Genomic DNA, 22,362 nt, shown 5'->3' on the forward strand with positions numbered 1-22,362 from the left:
ATATTATTTATGGCTAAAGATTAACACAAACATATAAAATGTCAAACAAAAAGTATGTTAGAATGAAAAAAAGTATGATAGTGTTTGAGAGAGGCTAATCCGTTATTTGGGGCTAACCCGATAATTTGAAAAATGGTACTATGAGCTAGTAGTGCATGCGCTTTCAATTGCGCCTTCGCAAGCCGACATCAATGGAAATGAGTGGTCGTATGAGCCTATGGTTCACAAAATCATTAAAAAGTAAATTGTCTCTGCTGCTGCTTGTCGCTGTCATATTCCCGCTCCTCACGACCGGCGTCATTTCGTACCGGATTGCTTCGAATTTGACCGAAGAAAAAGAGAAGCTGTCCGGGATGAATACGCTTAAGCAAATTTCAGACAAGCTGGACTTTATTGTTCGCGATGTTGAGAATATGTCGGTATTCATAATAGGGCAAAAGGATATTCAGTCGTATCTCGACAACGAGCGGGTGGATATTTCGTTGTATTCGCAAAATGTCGCATTCCTCATGAATTTGGCGTCTTCCAAAAAATATATCTCCAACATTACGATTACTTCGGATAGCGGCTACCCAGCCTTATCCAATACGACTGTGTTGAAATCAGGACTGCCCGAGCTATTGAAATCCAACACGAAAGCTTATGAGTCGAACAGCAAATGGTGGACTTCGCTTTACGAAAACCAGACAACGGATGACGGTCTGAGACGGGTGGTCTCCCTTGTTCGGCCAATTCGGAACATGAATTATTTTCAAAGGACGGGCAATCTTTCGATCAGCATCGACGAAGCGGAAGTAAGGCGTATTCTGAGGGACGCAGGCTGGGAGGAGAAGGGGTCAATCTGGCTAGTTGACCAGGATAACCGGATATTGTCTTCGCAAACCAGCGAAGGGCTGGGTCTTCAGCTCAGCGAAATGCTACCGAACCTCAGTGAACTGGAAGGGACTGGGGGAGCTATGAACTATGCGACGGAACGCGAGAGCAATACTGTGCTCTATCACACGCTTCCGAGCCTCAACTGGACCCTCATCGGGGTTATCCCAACGAAGGTGTATACCGCGCAGAATAAATACGTTCTCGCTCTAACGGCTTATGCTATCGGGATAGCGGCGCTATTAGCTATGGCGCTTGTGCTTTATTTCATCACATGGGTTACGCGGCCGCTGACCGAAATGGCGCGGAAGCTCAAAGACATCAATCCTGACGAGCCGATCCCAACGATGGAGGTCAAGAGTAAGGATGAAGTGGGATTGCTGCTTCACAGCTACAATATGCTAAGCAACCGGATCCAGCGGCTAAAGGTCCAGCTGCAGCAAAACGAGGCGATGAAGAAGGAAGTGGACATACAGGCGCTCCAGGCCCAGATCAATCCACATTTTCTGTACAATACATTGTCATCCATCCACTGGATGGCTTTGATGAACAAGGATAAACAGATCGCCGAGATGGTTGGCGCGCTCAGCGACTTCCTGCGGTTCAGCCTGAACAACGGTGAGGAGTTTTGCTCCGTGCAGCAGGAAGTAGCGCACGCGCAAAACTATATCCGTATCATGTCGAAACGGTTTCAGGACAAGTTCGATTCGGAGTTCTATATCGATTCCGATCTGCAAGGAAGAATGATGCTCAAGCTGCTGCTTCAACCCTTGATTGAGAACAGCATCATGCACGGTCTTCAGAAGAAAAATGGGAAAGGCTTCGTCTACGTGCACGGCGAGCGATACTCCGATTCGATGACATTCATCGTTGAGGATACCGGAATTGGCATAGAAAGAGAGAAGCTGCTAAACATACGCCACCAACTGAGCGGCATTTCCGAGATGGAGGGCAACAATCCGCAAAAGATGAAATCGGGCTACGGCTTGCGCAACGTTCACCGTCGGCTGCTCCTGCATTACGGTAGCGAGAACGGATTGCACATCGAAAGTGAGTCAGGCGGCGGCACACGAATTTCATTCACCATTCCCATTCTGGAGGAAACGCCATGAAAATTATGATCATTGACGACGAACTCATTATCCGTACAGGGCTGTGTACGGTAATTGATTGGAAGGAGCTCGGCCTGACGCTACTGCCTCCGGCAGAGTCGGCAGAAGAGGCGCTTGAACGTATTCCGGCCGAGAAGCCGAATATAGTGCTCACCGATATCCGCATGCCTGGGATGGACGGGATCCAACTTGCGAAGGAAATCAAAAAGATTCTGCCAGACACTGAGATCGTCATCCTGACCGGGTACGACGATTTCGGCTACGCCCAGCAGGCGCTCCGTGAAGGAGTGACCGATTATTTGTTGAAGACAAGCGGTCCCGAGGAAATCATTAAAGCTACGATGAAGGCGAAGCAAAATCTGCTTGAAAAATGGGAGATGATGAAGAAGGAATCGGTACAAGCGGCTGCACTGCGAAATCAATTATTCGAGCGGATGTTGACGGGGAGCAGCGAAGGGGCGGCGATAGCAGGTGCTTCACTGACACCGGTGAGAAGTTGGCTTGAGCACAATGAAGTCGTTCGCGAAGAAACGAGCGGCATCTGCCAGCCCCTGCGCGTAATACTGATTGGAGCTACAGGCTGGGGAGAATCTATGTTTACCAGCCTGCTCTTTGCAGCTGAGAATATGCTGTTTGAGCTTCTTCCGTGCGTAACGCTGCTCAAAAGCAACAAAATTATCGTTGTTTCCCGTACGGAGGGTGGGCAGGCTGGAACGAACAAGCTGGAGAGGGCGATCCTCCGGGTGAGCGATACTCTCAAATGCGCTGTATTTGCAGCGGCAGGGAACGTAGTAACGTCTGTAGACGACCTGCGCCGTTCTTACGAGGAGGCGGAGAATGTGTTCTCCTATCGCATCTTGTTTGGTGATCAAGGACTTTACGAGAAGAAGGATGTGGAGTACCGGGGTGGTGGGCGAACAGTCTGCTCACAGAAGGAAGAAAACGAGTTGTCGGCAAAGCTGATGAACAACAATGCAACGCAGCTCCGCCACTGGACGAACCAGATCGTGCGTGAGCAGATGGAGGATTCAACGGTGACTCCCGCGACTCTTCAAGCGTTCCTGCAATCGATCATCATAGCAGCGTATCGCTGGCTTGACCGTGCTAAGAAGGATAATGGCGTTGAAACGGGATCGGCTCCGACCTTTGCTTTTGAGCCTGATATTCGGCTTGAGGATGAACTGTTCAAGTATCTGTCCTCTGTCATGAACGCGTTTCACGAACTGGTTAGCGGCAGCCGATATTCGTACATTCATCGGGCCACAGCCTATATCCGCGATCATCTCGACCAGCATGTATCGTTGCAGCAGGTAGCCAAATTCGTTCATTTGAATCCGAATCATTTTAGCGAAGTGTTTAAGAAAGAAACAGGGCAAAGCTATATGGAATTTCTAACTCAGGAGCGGATGAACCGGGCAGCGAACATTTTGCGTGGCACTGAGAAAAAAATTAGTGAAGTGGCTGGCGAAGTGGGGTACGAGGATATTAAATATTTTAGCCAGCAGTTCAAAAAATATATGGGTTCTACACCTTCTAAATTCCGTCAATTCCCCAACGACTGAATTCATTCGCCCCTAATGCCGAAGAATGACCCATTTGAAAATAGCTATAACGCAGCTATACTTCAAAACGTAGAGATCTAGAGGAGGGAAGCATACCTATGAGTAAATTAAGAATAGCTGTAATAGGTGCGGGTTCGATTTCCGATGTCCATTTCAATTCCTATGTGAACAACGAAGAGGTTGAACTGGTTGCCGTATGCGATTTGATCGAAGAAAGAGCTAGAGCGAAAGCGGACAAGTATGGCGCAAGGAAGGTATTCACGAACTACAATGATTTGCTCGCAGACCCAGAAATTGATGCTGTCAGCATCTGTACGTGGAACAACACACATGTTGAAATCAGTATCGCGGCGCTTGAGGCGGGCAAGCATGTCCTCGTCGAAAAGCCGATGAGCACAGATATTAATAAAGCTCTTGAGTTACAAGAAGCGGTCAAGCGTTCGGGCAAGAAGCTGCAGGTTGGTTTCGTGCGTCGTTACAGCGGCAGCGCAAAAGTGCTGAAGCAGTTCATCGATGCGGGCGAGCTTGGTGACATCTATTATGCCAAAGCATCCATCCTGCGCCGTCTCGGCAACCCGGGTGGTTGGTTCTCTGATAAAGAACGTTCCGGTGGCGGTCCGCTGATGGATATCGGCGTGCATATTATCGACCTGTGCTGGTATTTGATGGGGCGTCCGAAAGTTGTTTCGGTTACAGGCAATACCTATAAAAAGCTCGGTAACCGTTCCAACATCAACAACCTGAATTTCTACAAGGCTGCCGACTTTGATGCATCGAAAAACACGGTCGAAGATTTGGCGAACGCGTTGATCCGTTTTGAGAACGGGGCATCATTGTACGTAGATGTCAGCTTTGCGCTTCATGCCAAAGCGTCGTGTTCGCAGGTTGAAATTTTTGGCGACAAAGGCGGAGCTGAGATCGAACCGAGCTTCGTAATCGTCTCCGAGAAGCACGATACGATTCTGAATATGCATCCTCAGGTTGACCATCCAGGTTTTAACTTCGAAGAAGCATTCCAGAATGAGATTAACCATTTCGTCAACAGTGTGCTGGGCCGAACTGATCTGATCAGCCCAGTTGAGGATGGTGTGGAAATTACGAAAATTTTGTGCGGTATTTACGAATCGAGCCTCAAAGGACATGAAATTCGGTTCTAATGTGAAATCATGGAGCGGAAAGGAGACAGAATCATGAAACTGACGAACAAAATTGGCGTCATAGTTGATAGCTTCCAGGTTGGTGTTCGCGAAGGGCTGAAAAAGGCTAAGGATGTCGGCGCCGATGGTGTCCAGATTTATGCCGTAAGCGGCGAGATGGATCCAGCGAATTTGTCCGCCAGCGACCGTAAAGAGCTGAAAGCGTATATCCAATCGCTCGGGCTTGAAATTTCGGCTTTGTGCGGCGACCTAGGAGGCCATGGCTTCCAAAGATATGAACGCGAACAAGATGAAGGTAGAAAAATCCAAGCGTATTCTTGATCTGGCTCTAGACCTTGGAACGAACATCGTAACCACGCACATCGGCATCGTACCGGATGACCGGAACGGTGAAGTATATAACAGCCTGCAAACGTCTTGCGAGGAGCTGGGCCAATATGCGAAAAGTGTTGGCGCGTATTTTGCGATCGAAACCGGACCGGAACGCTCAGCCCATCTGAAAAGCTTCCTCGATACACTAAGCACGAACGGCGTATCGGTTAACTTCGATCCGGCAAACATGGTTATGGTGACTGGTGACGATCCGGTAGAAGGCGTGTATATTCTTAAAGATTATATCGTGCAACACACGTGAAAGATGGCATTCGTTATCGCGAGGTAGACCCGCGGGAAGTATATGGAGCCCTTGGCTATGAACCAATGGATCATGGCAAAATCGCTCAGATGGTCACATCAGGAGAGATCTTCAAGGAAGTGCCACCCGGTGAAGGCCAAGTGGCGTTCGATGCCTATTTTGCTGCGTTGCAGGAAATCGGGTATGCGGGTTACTTGACGATAGAACGTGAAGTTGGACAACAACCCGAAATCGACATCCACAAGGCAGTCGAATTTATTAGGCGTTATAAATAATTGATTGTTAAAATTGGAGCATTTATAGAAACTATCCCGTTGTTTTTGTCATCCTGCTATTCTCTTAGAAAAGCTCCCGAACAGGAGCTTTTTGTTTTTAATGCATGCTCTAACGAGAAAGGGGTAACCTTATGTACTTTGAGCTTACGACACCTTCGGTCATCGTCGATTTGGACATCGTCGAACGAAATATTTTGCAAATGGCGGAGAGGCTTAGCGCCCAAGGTATTCAGCATCGACCACATATCAAAACGACCAAATCGGTTTATTTCGCCAGAAAGCAGCTTGAAGCGGGAGCTATTGGCATTACGGCAGCCAAGCTTGGCGAAGCGGAGACGTTCGCTCGAGCTGGTATTGATAATATTCTGATCGCATTTCCACTCATCGGTGAAGACAAGCTTCGCCGATTCGAAGCTTTGCATAGTCAGGTTCATGTGATTGCTGTCGTTGATAGCCTCGAAGGGGCTACAGGGTTATCTGCCGTTGGCGAGCGTTCTGGACTACCGGTTTCTGTACTGATAGAGATAGACGGAGGGCTGCATCGTGGCGGACGTCAGCCTGGTGATGATACACTCTCGTTTGCCCGGGAACTTGCGGTGATGCCTGGTATTCGTATATACGGGATCATGGGCTACTTCGGAATGATTTACCGTAACCGTGACGAGCAAGGGCTGCGGCAGGCGGTAGGAACGGAGTCCGTTGTCATGCAGGAAACGGTATCGATGCTTCGTGATGCGGGCTTTGCTATAGAGATTATCAGTGCAGGCTCGACTCCATCGGCACTGTTGTGCGAGGATTTGATCGGGGTGACGGAGGTGCGCGCAGGAAATTACATTTTCTTCGATGCATCAGGCGTCTCCTTGGGGCTTGCGAAAGAGACTGACTGCGCACTACGGGTTATCGCTACGGTTGTCAGTACACCGTTTCCGGGCAGAGCGACGATCGACTCTGGAACGAAAACATTAACGAGCGACCTAGCGCACCATCGGGACGGATTCGGAATCGTAGTCGGACGTCCCGAATTACGGATAACGGGATTGAACGAAGAACACGGATTTTTGGAGTTTGACCCGTTCCAAACGATGTTGTCCGTCGGAGACCGAATAGAAATTATCCCGAACCATTCTTGTGTAGTATCGAATTTATGCGATGCGGTTAATGGGGTACGCGGGGGAGTATTCGAAATGTCCATTCCAGTTGATGCCCGGGGACGAAACGATTAAGGAAGAAAAGACTTACAGCCATGCTGAATTTTATGGTTATGAAATTTGGCGAAGCAACGAAAAACTGAATTATGTCTACCCTATGGCAGTAGGATATCCCCTACAGCAAATATTCTTTTAAGCCTATACTAAGGACATAATTAAAGAGGAGGGTTTGAATATGAAAAGAAAAGCAATCATAGTTTGTACATCCGTGCTTGCGTTGTCGACGATACTCGCAGCTTGTGGCAATGAACCGGCGAAGACCGCACAGGCCGGAGGAGAAAAAGCGCAACCGCCAGCGCAAAAAGTCAAACTATCCATCTGGCATAACTTCTCGGGAGATGATTTGAGAGCGAAAGCCGTTCGCGCGCAAATCGAAAAATTTAAAACCGCACACCCCGAAGTGGAGCTGGATGCGCAAGCGATTCCTCCAGACGGGTACCGTCAACGCTTGAAAACGGTAGCGGCCGCCAATGAAATGCCAGACGTATTCTACACGAATGCCGGAACGTCGATTCAGGAGTTTTATGATGGCGGGCTAATTCAACCGATCTCACAGCTGCTCGACAAAAATCCGGACTGGAAAAAGAACTTCACGCCAGGGGCATTCGATCCTCTTTCATTCGATAACAAAGTATATGCAACGCCATTAAGCGGCTCGGCCACCTCTTTGTTTTTCTACAATAAATCGCTTTTTGATAAATATAATGTGAAAGTGCCAACTACGTGGGACGAGCTGACGACTGCTATCAAAACGTTCAAAGACAACAAAGTGACGCCGATATCGCTTGGGAACAAAGCGGCATGGCTAGCGCAGTCCAGTATCCTGTCGTCGCTTGCCGATCGTGTGACCGGAACTGAGTGGTTCTTGAAAGCTGCGAAGCAGGATGGGGCGAAATTCACCGATCCGGAATTCGTGCAAGCGCTAACGAATATGAAGAGCCTCGCTGATGCAGGTGCGTTCCAACAAGGCTTCAACAGCTTGGACAATACGCAAATGGAGCAGTACTTCATTCAAGGCAAGGCGGCTATGATGATCGATGGAGCATGGGCTCTGACCAACATGGCGGCTAGCGGTACAAAAGAACAGCTTGACCAGGTTAAAGTGACGGTCCTACCATCCATTCCTGGGGGTAAGGGGGATCCGAACTCGATCTCCGGTGGTCCAGGCGGCGGTTTGGCATTGAGCAAAAAGGCAACGGGCAAGCAGCTTGATGCGGCTCTAGAATTGATCTACACAGTTAGCGGTCCGGAAGGCATTAGTGCCATCGCGCACAGCAACTCGATCGTTAATTATAAAATCGACCTGGATCAATCCAAAGTGACACCGTTATTCTTCGAAGCGTTTAACCTGTACAAATCCGTGAAGTTGACGCCGGTATACGACGCGTACCTGACATCGGCTGGCACGGAAGCGATCAACAACGGCTTGCAGGAGCTTCTAATTGGCGGCAAACCAGAGGATGTAGCCAAGAAGCTGCAGGACGCACAAGTGAAAGCACTTGGCAAGTAATTCCTTGTGTTCGCAATGAATGAGCTTTTCATGATGATATATCGGTTTTTTCATTGGAAAAGCCGATATCGCATATATAAGCGAGAGCTCAAATGGGACTTTTTGAACAATCTCAATAAGCAATGACATCATAAGCAAGCACAAAGGAGGCCAGCTATGGCGACCACGAGCCGTGTTAGAGGATTTATTACATTAGGGCTGCTTCCTGCCTTGCTAATCTATTTGGTATTCGTCATCGTTCCGATCATTTGGTCGGCGTATTACGGCTTTTACGATTGGAAAGGCATTGGAGCTTCAAAGTTCATTGGATTTGATAATTACATCGAAGCGTTGAAGGACCCGATATTTTGGAAATCTTTTAAAAACAACTTGATCATCGTCGGCGCCTCAATCTTCGGACAAGTGCCGATAGCGCTCGTTCTATCGCTTATTTTGTGGAAAAGCACGTTCTTTCACCGGTTTGTCCGTTCGGCGGTATTCATGCCGATGGTTGTCGCATCTGTCGTGATCGGTATCATGTGGGGCTACATCTACCATCCGGAAATCGGTATATTGAACTTCATTTTAGATAAAGTAGGCTTAAGCTCATGGATCCGTGATTGGCTTGGCGATCCCAAAATCAATATGTATTCGGTCAGCATCCCGATCATTTGGGCAAACATTGGACCGTATTTAATTCTGTTTATTGCCGCTATTCAAAATATTCCATCTGAAGTGGAAGACGCCGCCAAAATCGACGGTGCCGTCAAAGCCAGGAGATTATACTTGATTGTCATTCCGATGATCTGGGATACGATCAAAGTCGCAATAGTGCTCTGTATATCGGGCAGTCTGAAGGCATTCGATCTCATTTACGTCATGACAGGCGGGGGGCCGGCGCAAGCGACGGAATTGCTTGCTACGTATATGTACAACAATACCTTCGAAATCTTCCGTTACGGCTACGGTTCAGCTGTTTCTACATTGATCATCATCATCAGTATGTTTTTGGTGCTTGGCAGCCAGATGCTGATGAAGCGCAAGTAAGCTTTTAATAGACAACCTAAGAAGGAGGGGACTGATATGAAGACGATAACTTCCGGCGATGTACCAGTGGGTACGAGTCATAGCCCTCTCTCCAAAGCCATTAAGAAAGGGACGTCATGGGGGGGAAGCATCCTGCTGGCGGTCTACGCGCTGGCAACGATTTATCCGCTCATTTGGCTGTTTATCAGCTCGTTCAAATCGAATCAAGATTTTTTTGGCAAGCCGTTCTCACTGCCTTCCGTTTGGCAATTAGAAAACTATACACGAGCTTGGAAAGTAGCGGGCCTCGGCACAGCGTTTGCCAATTCCGTTATCGTGACGCTGTGCTCGCTCGCTTTGACCATTTTACTTGGCTCACTTTCGGCTTATATTCTTTCGCGTCTTGAATTCCGGTTCAAAAAGCCCATCCTGGCGTTGTTCGTACTCGGGATGCTCATTCCGATTCATAGTACACTTGTGCCGCTGTTTATTATGATGAAAACTATGGGGATTCTGGACACATATGCGGCTTTAATTTTGCCTTATACAGCGTTTGAATTACCCGTTGCCATCTTCATCATTGCCGCTTATTTGACATCGGTGCCCAAAGAAGTGGAAGAGGCAGCAATGATCGACGGCAGCGGATATTGGGGTATATTCTTCCGGGTGATCTTCCCGCTTTCAATCCCGGCTATGGCTACTGTTGCTATTCTTGCATTTCTGAGGTTCTGGAATGATTTCGCCTTCGCACTGGTATTTATTAATAAACAGTCCTTAAAAACGCTGCCGCTTAGCTTGTCGATTTTCTCTGACGGTTATGGCACGGATTACAGCTTGACGATGGCAGCTATGGCGATAGCAGTCATTCCGACCATTATCATTTATTTGATTTTTCAAGAGCAAATCATGAAAGGCATGGTGGCGGGTGCGGTGAAAGGATAAATCGCTGCAAGTCATTTCGCAGCATTAAATTTCCCGACTGGGGAAGGGGGAACAAGTGTGAAGCTGGGTATCAGTTCGTATTGCTTGGCTCCGAGCCTTCGTGCTCAGGAGACCGATATTTTGCAGGCGATGGAGTGGATGAAGGAACAAGGAGCCGACCACGTGGAAATCACACCGATCGGTATTGACTTGGATGGGCAGCCGGAGCTTGCTGATAGGATTGCCGCCCAAGGCAGACAGCTCGGTCTGGAAGTGGCGAATTTCGCAGTAGCGGGGGATGTGCTGAAACCAACATTGGAGGAGTACGAGCAAGAAATCGCGCGACTGAAGAAACAAGTCGAGACCGCGGCACGGCTCGGTTCCTCGCGGATGCGTCACGATGTTGTCCCATGGGCGAAAAAACAAGAGCGCCCAGGGCAGTTCGAAGAAGATTTTTCGCGCATTGTAGAGGCGTGCGGAACCATCGCTGACTATGCGGCTAGGTTCGGCATTACTACAACAATTGAAAATCACGGATTTTATGTCACACCAAGTGATCGAGCACTCCGTATTGTGCATGCGGTTAATCGCTCAAATTTCAAACTGCTGCTGGATATAGGTAATTTCTTGTGCGTGGACGAAGACCCGTATGCCGCTGTAAAACAGGCGATCGCCTCTGCCGCGATCGTGCATTTTAAAGATTTCTTCATACGCAAGAGCGACAACTTCCCCGGAGAAGGCTGGCTAGAAACATGGAACGGCAATTACATCCGGGGATCTATCCTGGGTCAGGGCGACATGGATGTTCGGCGAATAATCCGGGTAATCAAGGAAGCCGGGTATGACGGTCCGATCTCGATCGAGTTCGAAGGTATGGAGGAGGACAAGATCGGAACGAGCATTGGCTTCAAGAACGCGCGTCGGTTATGGGATGAAGCTTAAGTGTGAGATAGTCAAAGACAAACTCGATTTTGTGAAAGTAAGAATCTGTCTAAAAACAACAAAAAGGCGACCGCTCTCATTGAAGAGAAACGGTCGTTTTTTTGATAATACGCTAATGAAAATGGTTAGTCTAATAGGTATGTCTGGCTTTTCTAAGTATATAGCCAAAATTTATATGCTTTTGGGGTGATCGAGGCTATCCTTTAAAAAGGTTCGTTACAATTTTCACCGATTTTTGAAATAGGTAAAGAGGTTATCTCAGAATAGCTTCACATCATGTCGAATCAATTACTCGTCAGGTGGCGGAACTGAGGTACGCTATTTTGTCATGCACACGTGGTCATTCGGGTGGAACGGAACTACGATGCTTTATTTGCATCACCGATTCCCTCCCCAACGCACACACGTAGAGGGTTGCAAAGAAAAGGACCGTCCAGGTGTCAGGACGGTCCTCAAGTTTATGCTTCAGCAAATAGCTTTTTTAAATTTTCATTGTAAGGTGCTCGAATAACACCCTTCTCTGTAATGATGGCTGTAACATATTCGTTAGGCGTCACATCAAAGGCTGGGTTGTACACTTTAATTCCTTGTGGAGCTGTACGTTTGCCGAAGCCTTGTGTAATTTCATCCTCATGGCGCTCTTCAATCGGGATGTCATCTCCGTTAGGAGTATTCAGATCGATCGTGGACATGGGACATGCCACGTAGAAAGGAATGCCATGTGCCTTCGCAAGCACGGCAACACTGTATGTGCCGATTTTGTTGGCGACGTCACCGTTGGCTGCTACTCGGTCTGTACCGACGATTACCGCCTGCACCCAGCCCTTGTTCATGATTGCGCCTGCCATATTGTCGCAGATGAGCGTCACGTCGACGCCGGCCTGCTGCAGCTCGAACGCCGTCAGGCGTGCGCCTTGCAGCACCGGCCGCGTCTCGTCGGCATACACCTTGAGGTGTATGCCGCGCTCCTGCGCCAAATACATTGGCGCAAGAGCCGTGCCGTAGCGGGCGGTGGCGAGGCCGCCCGCGTTGCAGTGCGTGAGGACGCCCATGCCGTCCTCGAAAAGCGCCAGCGCGTGCTCGCCAATGAGGCGGCACGTCTCCTCATCCTCGCTCTGGATGAGCTTCGCTTCATCCAGCAGCGCCTGCTTCATCGCTTCCGGCTCGCCGCCGGCGGAAGCGAGTGCTCCTGCGCGCTGTCTCATCCGATCCAGCGCCCAGAACAAGTTCACCGCCGTCGGGCGCGACGTCGCCAAATAATCACACTGCTTGACGGCTTCGTCAAGCAGCTGTTCCCGGCTGCCGCTTGTCTCCCTCACGCCGAGGTACACCCCGAACGCCGCCGCGATGCCGATCGCCGGCGCTCCGCGGACCGCAAGCTGCTTGATTGCATCCCATACCTGCTCTGACGTAGTCAGCTCCAGGTATACGATCTCGTCCGGCAACAGGCGCTGATCCAGCAGATCAAGCTGGTTATCTGCCGAATTCCAACGGACTGATTGCAGCCAGTCCGCAGTCGTTTGATTATCTAATGTTCCCATAATAGAGTGTCTCCTTTATTCTTCTTTCGTTTTGTTCCGCAAAGTATCTTCCTTCAGCAGTAAACATAGGTGTGAATAACCTATTCCACAGCCTTAACTGCAATTTCCAACAGTTCATCAATCGATTGGGCTTGACGATTATGTTTGATGAGTGCTGTTCCGATCCTCAGAGCGATGCGTTGGGCACGTTCTTTAGCCGCTTCATCTTCAAGCTTATTAATGTCGGCAACCTGTGCCAAGCCGTGTACACGGCGGACCATCTTGCTGCCGGTATAACCAATAGTGTCACGCAGTACCTGCTGCATGTACCAGTCCTGATAACCTTCTGTCTTGGACAATCGGTCTTCACCGTACAAGCTCCACAAAGAACGGAACTCGCCTTGGAATAATGTCCACACATCCTTGATGGTTCCGAGCAAATAGCCACGGTAGTCCGCACGCGACTCTGCATCCTTGCTCCAGCCTTCCTGAGCAGCATAGTTCAAGAGCAGATTGGCAAACACGGCACCGATATCAAAGCCCATGGGACCATAATAAGCGAATTCGGGATCGATAACTTTAGTGGATTCCTGCGTAATAAAAATACTGCCGGTATGCAGATCGCCATGAAGCAGTGATTGAGCATGTGTCAGAAAGCTGTTTCTTAAAATAGCTACTTCCAAATGTAGCTCTTTATCCTGCCAGACTGCTTCAATTGCATCTTGAATAGCGGGAGGAACGTTATTGGTTTCAGCATTATGATAAGGATCGTCAAAAATCAAATCCTCAGTAATTTTGCATAGCTCGGGATTAATGAACTGCTTAACGCGTTCCTTTTTCTCCTGTTGATTCATACCAAGGTCTGATGTGTAAAATAGGGTGTGTGCCAAAAATCGAGCTATATGCTGAGCAAATAACGGATAACGGTTTCCTTCAATAAGTCCTTTACGCATAATAACATGATCACTTAAATCTTGCATAACGGTTAGAGCGAGATCCTTTTCATACACAAAAACATGCGGAACTAGATCTGGGCACAACGATTCTTGAATAATTAAGGCTTCGCTTTCAATCCGAGCGCGATCCAAAGTGAGCGGCCATGATTCACCGACGACCTTTGCATAGGGAAGTGCCTGTTTCAAAATAATACTATTACCAGTAGACAGTTCGGAAATATGAAATACGAGATTTAAGTTGCCATCGCCGATTTCACGGCTTGTTAGCTCGCTACCCGGTGTAAAAAGATTAGGAATAGTGCGCGCGTATTCAACGGCTTCAGCTTCAGTAAAAGCATGGTATGTAGTCATTAAAAATAATTCCTCCTTAAGAGTTAGAGTTATTGTATCAGCAAAAACGGGCTTCAAAGCTTTCGCTGGATTATCAAAGAAACTATTCTTCGTAAGCATAGGCTTAGTCCGTAAACATATCACAATCTAGTATAGCAAAATGTTCGTCATCTTGGAAGATATCCCAAGTAATCAGACCTGAATTATATGAGTGTTGCTAAGTGGCCTTCTAACTGCATTTATAATAAAAAAGCGTATATTTACAAAAAAAACACGTTCCTTTAACATCCACTTGATGCTTACTTTATAAAATAGAAGTAGGTAAGGTCAATTATTATAGCGTTTTTGGATTGTTGTTTTTGAGAGGGTTAAGCAGAGGTTTACATATTTAATCGAAGCATAACAGGAGGTTTTCATAACTATGAAGTTAATCGTGAGACTATTGTTTGCTACCGCTGCTCTTGGAGTAGTATTGACGCTTGGACTGACTTCTCAGGAAAATCAAGCTGTAGTAGGGATGAATCCAATGAAGGTAAACCAGCAGCAATATGAACGCATTCATGAACCTGCTATGTTTGTAAATGTAAATAAATAAGCTGACGTACAAGTTGAATATATATGTTTATAAAAGGGTACCGATGGTGCTCTTTTTTAACTTGCCCAAAAAGAAAAACATCATCGCTACTAATGAAGCTTGACTATCAAGAGGTTTTCTTTTATTTATCTGGTATAATAAGGACAGCTCTGCTGGGAGTTAATGAAAGCGGGCTTTCGCCCGCCATAGTATGGCTCTTCACATTTAGAGCAACAAATGATTCCATTATTTTAGCATGATTAGTCAAAATATTTACTTTTGATGCTGCGGTGCTCAACCAAGTCAATAGCCCCCAGCACAACATGAGCGAGTCCGAATCCTGCCACAGCGGCTGCAGCCATGGGGTATTTGTTGCGTAACGCTACACCTGAAGCTGTAACAGCTGTCCCTAAAACGGTTGGAATAAGTCCTTCACGCATCGTTTGTTCCTCCTTGAGAGATTTAATAAATGCGATTATAGCTTGGGGCTTTATGAACTGTTTTATGCTTGTTATCGGTTGGATTGTTTTGGACCTCAATCTTATTTATAATGTCATAGGAATCAACTTTTAAATCGGGTATTCATTTCTCTAATGCTAAGGAAAGGACAGTGCTGATGTTAAATGATAATAAGATGAAGCCAGTTGCTTTGAAAGAGTGGGCAGTTGCTATCGAAGCTCTTCGAAGTGGCCAGCAAATACTCATTATGCGCAAGGGTGGTATCCGTGAAGAGACAAGGGATTTTCAGATAGAAAGTGATAGTTTCTATTTGTTCCCAACCTACGAGCACCAGAAAAAGCAATGGATCAAACCGGAGTATCAGCACCAGCTGGATTCCACTTTGGCAGGTTGGAGCCTTGAGCATACGGATGTTTCCATCCAATGCTACGCTGAGCTAGCCGAAGATATTCTAGTAAAAGATCAGGAGCAGTTGTCCAGGCTGGGCGGACTGCATATATGGACTGACACATTTGCAGATGAAAGATTGAAGTGGAAGCGTACGCAACCTTTGCATGTGATGTTACTGCGAGTTTACGAACTCACAGCTCCAGCCCAATTACCGATATTGCCTCTGTATAATGGGTGCAAATCTTGGATACAACTGGAAAGTGATACGTTGAATAGCATGGAGCGCAAACCTGTTCTTAATGATACTGCTTTTCAAAAAGCAATCGAGGAAATAAAAGAAGCTCTGCGTTAATACAGCTGTTATTTAAGCAATATTGAAAACTCTCTGAAAACAAACATTTTTAGGCTTTATTGATTTGACTTGGTAAGATATAATATATTAGTATTGAGAATCATTGATAATCAGTTTAGAATGATTATCATCTAAGAATCAATACTTTAAAAGGACTACAAATTATGGAGGCAGAAAACATGGCGAATGCACCGGAATTTATTATAGACGGTTTAAAGGCGACTATTGAAGGTAAAGAAATTTTGAAGGGCTTGAGCTTGAAAATTAAAGGTGGAGAAATTCATGCCATCATGGGACCTAATGGAACAGGAAAAAGTACGTTGGCATCCACAATCATGGGGCATCCTAAATATGAAGTAACTGAAGGCTCCATTTCTTTGAATGGTGAAGATGTATTGGAAATGGCAGTTGACGAAAGAGCGAGAGCAGGATTGTTCTTGGCTATGCAATATCCGAGTGAAATTACTGGCGTAACGAATGCCGATTTCCTACGCAGTGCTATTAATGCACGCCGCGGCGAAGGTAATGAAATTTCTTTGATCAAATTTATCCGTCTAATGGAAGCTAAGATGAAAGAGCTTGAGATGAATCCTGAATTCATGCACCGTTATTTAAACGAAGGCTTCTCCGGCGGTGAGAAGAAACGTAATGAGATTTTACAAATGCTGCTGCTTGAGCCGAGCTTAGTTATTTTGGATGAGATCGATTCAGGTCTTGATATTGATGCCTTGCGTATCGTAGCAACAGGCGTTAACGCTATGCGCTCCGAGGAACGCGGCTTCTTGATTATCACTCACTACCAGCGCTTGCTTAATTATATTAAGCCGGATTTTGTACATGTAATGATGCAAGGCCGTATTGTTAAATCAGGTGGTCCTGAGCTATCAGAGCGTCTTGAAAATGAAGGCTACGATTGGATTAAAGAGGAACTTGGAATTGTTGACGAGACTGTTGGCGGACAAGATGAAGAGTTCAAGGTTCCAATGAACACGACAGCACCAAGATACTAAGGACAACCGAACTGGAGGAATATTTGAAATGAGTGCAAACACAATTCTTCCCATCGATCGTCAAACCATCGTGGAGCTGTCGAAATCTAGACGTGAGCCTGAATGGATGACCAATCTACGCGCTGAAGCGTTAGAGTTGGCCGGATCGTTGGAATTACCGAAGCTGGAAAAAACAAGAATCGACCGTTGGAATCTTCGTTCCTTCGGAACCTATAAAGCGGAAGCTGCATTAACCTCTCTTGAGGAGCTGCCGGAATCTGCCAAAGCATTACTGCAAGATGAGGGTCAAGGCCAACCGGAGAATCTGCTTGTGCAAAAAAACAGCAGCGTTGTTTACCATAGCGCATCGGATGAACTTGCAAAACAGGGTGTTATTTTCACCAGCCTAGAGGATGCTTTGGTTAATCATGCTGATCTTGTGAAAAGCTACTTCATGAACGTTATCAGCAAAGACGAGAATCAATTGACTGCACTGCATACCGCGCTTTGGAGCGGCGGGGTATTCCTATATGTTCCTAAGAATGTTCAAGTAAATGTGCCTATTCAAGCATTGTTTTTGACAGATGATGCAGAAGCTACCTTCTCGCCGCATATACTAATTGTAGCTGAGCAGCATTCTTCCGTAACGTATGTAGATAATTTTGCTTCCGTGGGCGAATTGAACAATTTAGTTCAGAATGGAATCGTTGAAATCATAGTAAAAGCTGGAGCAACGGTTAATTTTGCTTCTGTTCATAATTTAAATGCTTCAGTCGTTGATCTTAGCTATCGCCGTGCCATTGTTGAGAATGATGCGAATGTGCATTGGGTAATCGGTGAGATGAACTACGGTAACGTGCTGTCGGACACTACCTCTGTATTGAAAGGCAACGGTTCAAACTCAGATGCAAAAATTATTTGCGTAGGAACTGGCGAACAGAAGTTAAATGTAACAACTCGAGCGATTCACTTCGGAAAAGCTTCGACAAGTGGAATGATCACTCGTGCTGTTATGCGAGATGAGTCTACAGCGATTATCAACGGGATCACCAAGATTGAAAAAGGCGCGACGGGTGCAAACGGAGAGCAGACAGAGAAGGTTCTTATGCTTAGTCCGAAAGCACGTGGAGACGCTAATCCAATCCTGCTGATCGATGAGGATGATGTTAAGGCTGGACATGCTGCAAGCGTTGGCCAAGTGAATCCCGATCAAATCCATTATTTGATGTCACGCGGTATCACAAAAGAAGAAGCACAAAGGTTGGTCATTTACGGATTCCTGGCTCCTGTAGTTTCTGAAATTCCAATGGAGAAGGTTAAATCCCAACTGCAAAGCTTCGTAGAGAGGAAGCTCGGACAATGAACACAAAAGAGATCCGCCAGTTGTTCCCTATCCTTCATCAGGAAGTAAATGGACATCCATTAGTTTACTTGGACTCGGCGGCAACCTCTCAAAAGCCGGTGTCCGTAATAGAAGCGATCAAACATTATTATGAATGGGATAATGCTAATGTTCACCGCGGTGTTCATACGCTTGGTTCCCGGGCTACCGACGCCTATGAAGGCGCTCGGGAGAAGGTCGCTAAATTCATTAATGCCAAGTCGACAGAGGAAATAATTTTTACCCGCGGCACAACAACGGCCCTAAATCTGGTTGCTACTGGTTATGCTCGCTCTGTATGCAGAGAAGGCGATGAAATCGTTATTACTCCTATGGAGCATCACAGTAATCTCATTCCATGGCAGCAGGCGGCTAAGGCCACTGGCGCTATCTTGAAATATATTCCACTTCAGGAGGACGGATCCATAAGTCTGGAAGATGTGGAGCAAACTATTACAGAACGGACCAAGATTGTTTCCATAACTTATGTTTCCAACGTACTTGGCGTAATCAACCCTGTGAAAGAAATTGCAGCTATTGCTCATCGCAAAGGCGCTAAGATGGTCGTTGATGGTGCGCAAAGCACTCCTCATCTCAAGGTTGATGTACAGAATCTCGATTGTGATTTTTATGCCCTATCTGGACATAAAATGTGCGGGCCTACAGGTATAGGAGCCTTGTACGGAAAAAAAGCACTGCTGCAGGAGATGGATCCTATCGAATTCGGCGGTGAAATGATTGACCATGTAGATTTGTATGAATCCACATGGAAGGAATTGCCGTGGAAATTCGAAGGCGGTACCCCTATGATTGCAGGAGCTGTTGGTCTGGGAGCCGCGATTGACTTTCTTGAAAGCATCGGTCTGGATGCAATTGACCGACATGAGAAGCAGCTTACTGCCTATGCAATGGAACGGATGTCTACAATTGACGATTTGACAATTTACGGACCACGGAATGATCGAGCTGGACTCATTACATTTAATCTTGGAGAAGTACATCCTCATGATGTGGCTACCGTATTGGATGCTGATGGAATCGCCATCCGTGCAGGACATCATTGCTGCCAGCCGCTCATGCGTTGGCTGAAAGCATCCTCAACGGCGAGGGCAAGCTTTTATCTGTATAATACAGAAGAGGATGTTGACCGTTTGGTAGCTTCACTAATAAAAACAAAGGAGTATTTCGGCCATGCAATTGGATGATTTGTACCGTCGCGTCATTATGGATCATTATAAAACGCCCCGAAATCGCGGCACCTTTGAAGATGAAGCAGTTACCATCGACTTAAACAACCCAACCTGCGGAGATAAAATCCAGCTGCAAATGCAGGTTGAAGATGGTAAAGTGAAGGCCGCGAAGTTTGTTGGCGAAGGCTGCTCGATCAGTATGTCGTCTGCTTCAATGATGACGGATGCTGTGAAGGGTAAAACTTTAGAGGAAGCACTCGAAATGGCTGAGAAATTTTCAGGCCTTATGAAGGGTGAATCTGTCGAGTTCGAATATGAAGATATCGAGGCTCTTTCAGGTGTGAACAAGTTCCCGGCACGGATCAAATGCGCCACGTTGGCTTGGAATGCACTGCGCAAAGGGATTGAACAAGTGAATAAATAATACATTTTAAAATTATAAGGAGGTTGGAAATAATGGCTAAGAAAATGCCCGAAATGGAAGCTTATCAATATGGATTTCGTGATGAGCATCAATCAATATTTCAAAGCGGAAAAGGTTTGAATCGTGAGATCATTGAAGAAATTTCAAGAATGAAGGACGAACCGGCGTGGATGTTGGATTTTCGTCTGAAATCTTTTGAGCAATTCGAGAAAATGCCAATGCCGCGTTGGGGTGGTAATATGGATGACTTGGATTTCAACGAGATTCAGTATTATGTGAAACCATCCGAGAAACAAGGGAAAACATGGGAAGAGGTTCCTACCGAGATCAAAGAAACATTTGATAAGCTTGGTATTCCTGAAGCGGAACAAAAGTTTTTGGCTGGCGTATCGGCTCAATATGAATCTGAGGTTGTCTACCACAGCATGCAAAAAGAGCTTGAGGATCAAGGGGTTATCTTTACCGACACAGACTCAGCTCTGCGTGAGTACCCTGAAATTTTTAGGGAACACTTCGGAACTATCATTCCTCCAAGCGACAATAAATTCGCTGCATTGAACAGTGCGGTTTGGTCCGGGGGCAGCTTTATCTATGTTCCAAAAGGCGTAAAAGTAGATATCCCGCTGCAAGCCTATTTCCGTATTAACTCGGAGAATATGGGACAGTTCGAACGGACTTTGATCATTACGGACGAAGATAGCTTCGTGCATTATGTAGAAGGCTGCACAGCACCTATTTACAGCACGAACTCCCTACACAGTGCCGTGGTTGAAATTATCTGCAAAAAGAACTCCCGTGCTCGTTATACAACGATTCAAAACTGGGCTCCTAACATTTATAACCTGGTTACAAAACGTGCTGTTGCTGAAGAAAATGCGACTATGGAATGGGTTGACGGCAACATCGGCTCCAAGCTGACTATGAAGTATCCAGCAGTTGTATTGAAAGGCCGTGGCGCTAAAGGAATGGTATTATCCATCGCCGTTGCAGGTCGCGGACAGCATCAGGATGCAGGCGCTAAAATGACGCATTTGGCTCCAGATACTACTTCAACGATTGTTTCCAAGTCGATCAGTAAGCATGGCGGCAAAGTAACATACCGCGGCTTGGCATCGTTTGGACGTAATTCACAAGGCTCCAAAGCAAATATCAAATGCGATACTTTGATTATGGATAAAGAGTCCACTTCAGATACAATTCCTTACAATGAAATTATGAACGACAACATTACGCTGGAGCATGAAGCTACCGTATCCAAGGTTTCTGAGGATCAATTGTTCTACCTCATGAGCCGTGGTTTAACCGAAGCAGAAGCAACGCAAATGATCGTTATGGGCTTCATCGAGCCGTTCACGAAGGAACTGCCAATGGAATATGCAGTAGAAATGAACCGACTCATCAAATTCGAAATGGAAGGCTCTATCGGCTAACACTTGCCGTATAAGGGTTTTCGAGAGGGTAAATGCTCTTTGTCCGGTTTTTGTCCGTTTTCTATTTTTGGATATACTGAGCATAAAGTGTTAAAGCGTCATCCTCAATCTTCTTTGTAACATGTAGATACGTGTCCGCTGTGACTTTCACGCTTGCGTGCCCAAGTCGCTCGGACACGTATTTTTTATTTGCGTCAGATTCAAGTAGCGACGAAAGAATAGGAAGTTTCGCACGTTTGCAACTGACTTTAAAATACAATTCTCTGATATCCGTCTTCTTCGAAACAGAAATAGTTGATATTCTTCTCAGCATCTATTGTGCAGCTGGTTCCCGATCATTAGGATTATAGAGTAAAGCAGTTTCTTCGCCTGACCAAAAGTAACGATTAGTCCTTGGTTTACTTTTTAGATGTGCAACTTCTTCAGGCAAATCACCCTTTATTTATTTGTGTTCGGATTAAGCTTTTGTTTTGCCATCCCTTTTGCCAAATGTAAAGAGTGATATTTCCTCTTCCGGAATATAATTGCAAGAATGAAACTGCTAATAATTGCACCGATTAATGAAAGAGCCATATCCTTTTCTGAGTCAAATACGTCGCCCTGAAGTCCCATATAGTCCTGGCCTGTCTGTCCAGCTAAAATAGCAACCAGCATTTCAATGATTTCAAAGACTGCACCAAGACTGAGTATGAAAGAGATCGTAGTAATTAAAGACCAGAACATACGAAGTCCAGTAATTCGAGTTAGAAGCTCACGTATAGGGTAAAACCATAAAAGACCGAACATCATATGAACGAATCGATCAAAGTAACTCCTACGTGTATGTATCACACTCTTTAACCACTGATCAATGGGAGTTCCTTGATACGTATAATGTGCAGCATAAGTATGGAGGCATAAAAATACAAAGATCAATAAATACGATAAATTTGAAAGCTTGTATTTTCTATAAGTGATACAAAGTACGAGAATCACCAATACTAAAAGTATATTTTCTAAAAGCCATTGTGTGCGATCTGTTGGCGAAATGGCTAAAATACCCCAAAAAGCAAGAAATACAACAAGTATTAATTGTAATAATGGATTGTGTGAAAATTTAATATTTGTTTTAATGAATATTTTAGTAAGATGACCACATCCAATTGTAAATAATGTTAATAAAATCATA

Annotated in this window: 19 protein-coding genes and 1 pseudogene; 16 read left to right on the forward strand and 4 right to left on the reverse strand. The window is 46.0% G+C overall.

All coding sequences use genetic code 11. The annotated features are described in order from the left end of the window. Positions 1-155 precede the first annotated feature (155 nt). From GC093_RS03420 to GC093_RS03460, 9 genes and pseudogenes are all read left to right on the forward strand, one after another. Entirely contained in the window at positions 156-1,985 is a 1,830-nt protein-coding gene (locus tag GC093_RS03420) for a cache domain-containing sensor histidine kinase (protein ID WP_246313317.1), read from the forward strand. Beyond that, on the forward strand, positions 1,982-3,547 hold the full coding sequence (locus tag GC093_RS03425) for a response regulator (RefSeq protein WP_171650454.1): 1,566 nt from the start codon (positions 1,982-1,984) through the stop codon (positions 3,545-3,547). Before GC093_RS03420 ends, GC093_RS03425 begins: the two co-directional genes overlap by 4 nt. 98 nt (positions 3,548-3,645) lie before the next feature. After that, positions 3,646-4,704, forward strand: coding sequence for a Gfo/Idh/MocA family protein (locus tag GC093_RS03430; protein ID WP_171650455.1), 1,059 nt, complete (start codon positions 3,646-3,648; stop codon positions 4,702-4,704). Between the two features lie 33 nt (positions 4,705-4,737). Beyond that, positions 4,738-5,613, forward strand: a pseudogene (locus GC093_RS03435) (sugar phosphate isomerase/epimerase family protein). 131 nt (positions 5,614-5,744) lie between these two features. Further along, positions 5,745-6,836: an alanine racemase gene (locus tag GC093_RS03440; RefSeq protein ID WP_171650456.1), complete on the forward strand. Its 1,092-nt coding sequence runs from the start codon at positions 5,745-5,747 to the stop codon at positions 6,834-6,836. A 160-nt stretch (positions 6,837-6,996) separates the two neighbouring features. Next, on the forward strand, positions 6,997-8,331 hold the full coding sequence (locus tag GC093_RS03445; RefSeq protein ID WP_171650457.1) for an extracellular solute-binding protein: 1,335 nt from the start codon (positions 6,997-6,999) through the stop codon (positions 8,329-8,331). Between the two features lie 156 nt (positions 8,332-8,487). After that, the gene (locus tag GC093_RS03450) at positions 8,488-9,357 is read left to right on the forward strand and encodes a carbohydrate ABC transporter permease (protein WP_171650458.1); all 870 of its coding nucleotides are present in this window, start codon (positions 8,488-8,490) and stop codon (positions 9,355-9,357) included. Positions 9,358-9,393: 36 nt separating this feature from the next. Next, on the forward strand, positions 9,394-10,278 hold the full coding sequence (locus tag GC093_RS03455) for a carbohydrate ABC transporter permease (protein WP_171650459.1): 885 nt from the start codon (positions 9,394-9,396) through the stop codon (positions 10,276-10,278). Positions 10,279-10,335: 57 nt separating this feature from the next. Beyond that, complete coding sequence (locus GC093_RS03460; protein ID WP_171650460.1) at positions 10,336-11,199, forward strand: sugar phosphate isomerase/epimerase family protein; 864 nt, start codon at positions 10,336-10,338, stop codon at positions 11,197-11,199. A gap of 458 nt (positions 11,200-11,657) precedes the next feature. Here the strand turns inward: GC093_RS03460 and mtnA are convergent, their stop codons facing one another. Continuing rightward, positions 11,658-12,740 (reverse strand): S-methyl-5-thioribose-1-phosphate isomerase, encoded by a 1,083-nt coding sequence (gene mtnA, locus GC093_RS03465; RefSeq protein ID WP_171650461.1) that lies wholly within the window; start codon positions 12,738-12,740, stop codon positions 11,658-11,660. Between the two features lie 80 nt (positions 12,741-12,820). Next, on the reverse strand, positions 12,821-14,026 hold the full coding sequence (mtnK, locus tag GC093_RS03470; protein WP_171650462.1) for an S-methyl-5-thioribose kinase: 1,206 nt from the start codon (positions 14,024-14,026) through the stop codon (positions 12,821-12,823). Between the two features lie 400 nt (positions 14,027-14,426). Here mtnK and GC093_RS03475 point away from each other — a divergent pair, with 400 nt between their 5' ends. Continuing rightward, on the forward strand, positions 14,427-14,600 hold the full coding sequence (locus GC093_RS03475; RefSeq protein WP_171650463.1) for a hypothetical protein: 174 nt from the start codon (positions 14,427-14,429) through the stop codon (positions 14,598-14,600). A 239-nt stretch (positions 14,601-14,839) separates the two neighbouring features. Here the strand turns inward: GC093_RS03475 and GC093_RS03480 are convergent, their stop codons facing one another. Beyond that, positions 14,840-15,019 (reverse strand): asparagine synthase, encoded by a 180-nt coding sequence (locus GC093_RS03480; RefSeq protein ID WP_171650464.1) that lies wholly within the window; start codon positions 15,017-15,019, stop codon positions 14,840-14,842. A gap of 194 nt (positions 15,020-15,213) precedes the next feature. Between GC093_RS03480 and GC093_RS03485 the strand changes: the two genes are divergently transcribed. The 6 genes from GC093_RS03485 to sufB all read left to right on the forward strand — a co-directional run bounded on the left by GC093_RS03485 (position 15,214) and on the right by sufB (position 21,194). Next, entirely contained in the window at positions 15,214-15,780 is a 567-nt protein-coding gene (locus GC093_RS03485; protein ID WP_246313319.1) for a DUF1802 family protein, read from the forward strand. 179 nt (positions 15,781-15,959) lie between these two features. Continuing rightward, a complete protein-coding gene (sufC, locus tag GC093_RS03490; protein ID WP_171650466.1) occupies positions 15,960-16,790 on the forward strand; it encodes a Fe-S cluster assembly ATPase SufC in 831 nt (276 codons plus the stop codon). Positions 16,791-16,818: 28 nt separating this feature from the next. Beyond that, a complete protein-coding gene (gene sufD, locus GC093_RS03495) occupies positions 16,819-18,132 on the forward strand; it encodes a Fe-S cluster assembly protein SufD (protein WP_171650467.1) in 1,314 nt (437 codons plus the stop codon). Continuing rightward, positions 18,129-19,355, forward strand: a complete 1,227-nt coding sequence (locus GC093_RS03500; protein ID WP_171650468.1) for a cysteine desulfurase — start codon at positions 18,129-18,131, stop codon at positions 19,353-19,355. The genes sufD and GC093_RS03500 overlap by 4 nt, the downstream gene beginning before the upstream one ends. Next, entirely contained in the window at positions 19,342-19,764 is a 423-nt protein-coding gene (sufU, locus tag GC093_RS03505) for a Fe-S cluster assembly sulfur transfer protein SufU (protein WP_216624476.1), read from the forward strand. Before GC093_RS03500 ends, sufU begins: the two co-directional genes overlap by 14 nt. Positions 19,765-19,796: 32 nt before the next feature. Beyond that, on the forward strand, positions 19,797-21,194 hold the full coding sequence (gene sufB, locus GC093_RS03510; protein WP_171650469.1) for a Fe-S cluster assembly protein SufB: 1,398 nt from the start codon (positions 19,797-19,799) through the stop codon (positions 21,192-21,194). Between the two features lie 438 nt (positions 21,195-21,632). Here sufB and GC093_RS03515 read toward each other — a convergent pair whose 3' ends face one another. Further along, on the reverse strand, positions 21,633-22,361 hold the full coding sequence (locus GC093_RS03515; protein ID WP_171650470.1) for a DUF2238 domain-containing protein: 729 nt from the start codon (positions 22,359-22,361) through the stop codon (positions 21,633-21,635). Position 22,362: the final 1 nt, after the last annotated feature.

The sequence above is a fragment of the Paenibacillus foliorum genome (assembly GCF_013141765.1).
GTDB lineage: Bacteria > Bacillota > Bacilli > Paenibacillales > NBRC-103111 > Paenibacillus_S > Paenibacillus_S foliorum.

What these genes read in the sequence shown, in the direction of transcription:
- GC093_RS03420 (WP_246313317.1), top strand. Translation starts at nt 156, where the DNA reads ATGCGCTTTCAATTGCGCCTTCGCAAGCCGACATCAATGGAAATGAGT.
- GC093_RS03425 (WP_171650454.1), top strand. Translation starts at nt 1,982, where the DNA reads ATGAAAATTATGATCATTGACGACGAACTCATTATCCGTACAGGGCTG.
- GC093_RS03430 (WP_171650455.1), top strand. Translation starts at nt 3,646, where the DNA reads ATGAGTAAATTAAGAATAGCTGTAATAGGTGCGGGTTCGATTTCCGAT.
- GC093_RS03440 (WP_171650456.1), top strand. Translation starts at nt 5,745, where the DNA reads ATGTACTTTGAGCTTACGACACCTTCGGTCATCGTCGATTTGGACATC.
- GC093_RS03445 (WP_171650457.1), top strand. Translation starts at nt 6,997, where the DNA reads ATGAAAAGAAAAGCAATCATAGTTTGTACATCCGTGCTTGCGTTGTCG.
- GC093_RS03450 (WP_171650458.1), top strand. Translation starts at nt 8,488, where the DNA reads ATGGCGACCACGAGCCGTGTTAGAGGATTTATTACATTAGGGCTGCTT.
- GC093_RS03455 (WP_171650459.1), top strand. Translation starts at nt 9,394, where the DNA reads ATGAAGACGATAACTTCCGGCGATGTACCAGTGGGTACGAGTCATAGC.
- mtnA (WP_171650461.1), bottom strand. Translation starts at nt 12,740, where the DNA reads ATGGGAACATTAGATAATCAAACGACTGCGGACTGGCTGCAATCAGTC.
- mtnK (WP_171650462.1), bottom strand. Translation starts at nt 14,026, where the DNA reads ATGACTACATACCATGCTTTTACTGAAGCTGAAGCCGTTGAATACGCG.
- GC093_RS03475 (WP_171650463.1), top strand. Translation starts at nt 14,427, where the DNA reads ATGAAGTTAATCGTGAGACTATTGTTTGCTACCGCTGCTCTTGGAGTA.
- GC093_RS03480 (WP_171650464.1), bottom strand. Translation starts at nt 15,019, where the DNA reads ATGCGTGAAGGACTTATTCCAACCGTTTTAGGGACAGCTGTTACAGCT.
- GC093_RS03485 (WP_246313319.1), top strand. Translation starts at nt 15,214, where the DNA reads ATGAAGCCAGTTGCTTTGAAAGAGTGGGCAGTTGCTATCGAAGCTCTT.
- sufC (WP_171650466.1), top strand. Translation starts at nt 15,960, where the DNA reads ATGGCGAATGCACCGGAATTTATTATAGACGGTTTAAAGGCGACTATT.
- sufD (WP_171650467.1), top strand. Translation starts at nt 16,819, where the DNA reads ATGAGTGCAAACACAATTCTTCCCATCGATCGTCAAACCATCGTGGAG.
- GC093_RS03500 (WP_171650468.1), top strand. Translation starts at nt 18,129, where the DNA reads ATGAACACAAAAGAGATCCGCCAGTTGTTCCCTATCCTTCATCAGGAA.
- sufU (WP_216624476.1), top strand. Translation starts at nt 19,342, where the DNA reads ATGCAATTGGATGATTTGTACCGTCGCGTCATTATGGATCATTATAAA.
- sufB (WP_171650469.1), top strand. Translation starts at nt 19,797, where the DNA reads ATGGCTAAGAAAATGCCCGAAATGGAAGCTTATCAATATGGATTTCGT.
- GC093_RS03515 (WP_171650470.1), bottom strand. Translation starts at nt 22,361, where the DNA reads ATGATTTTATTAACATTATTTACAATTGGATGTGGTCATCTTACTAAA.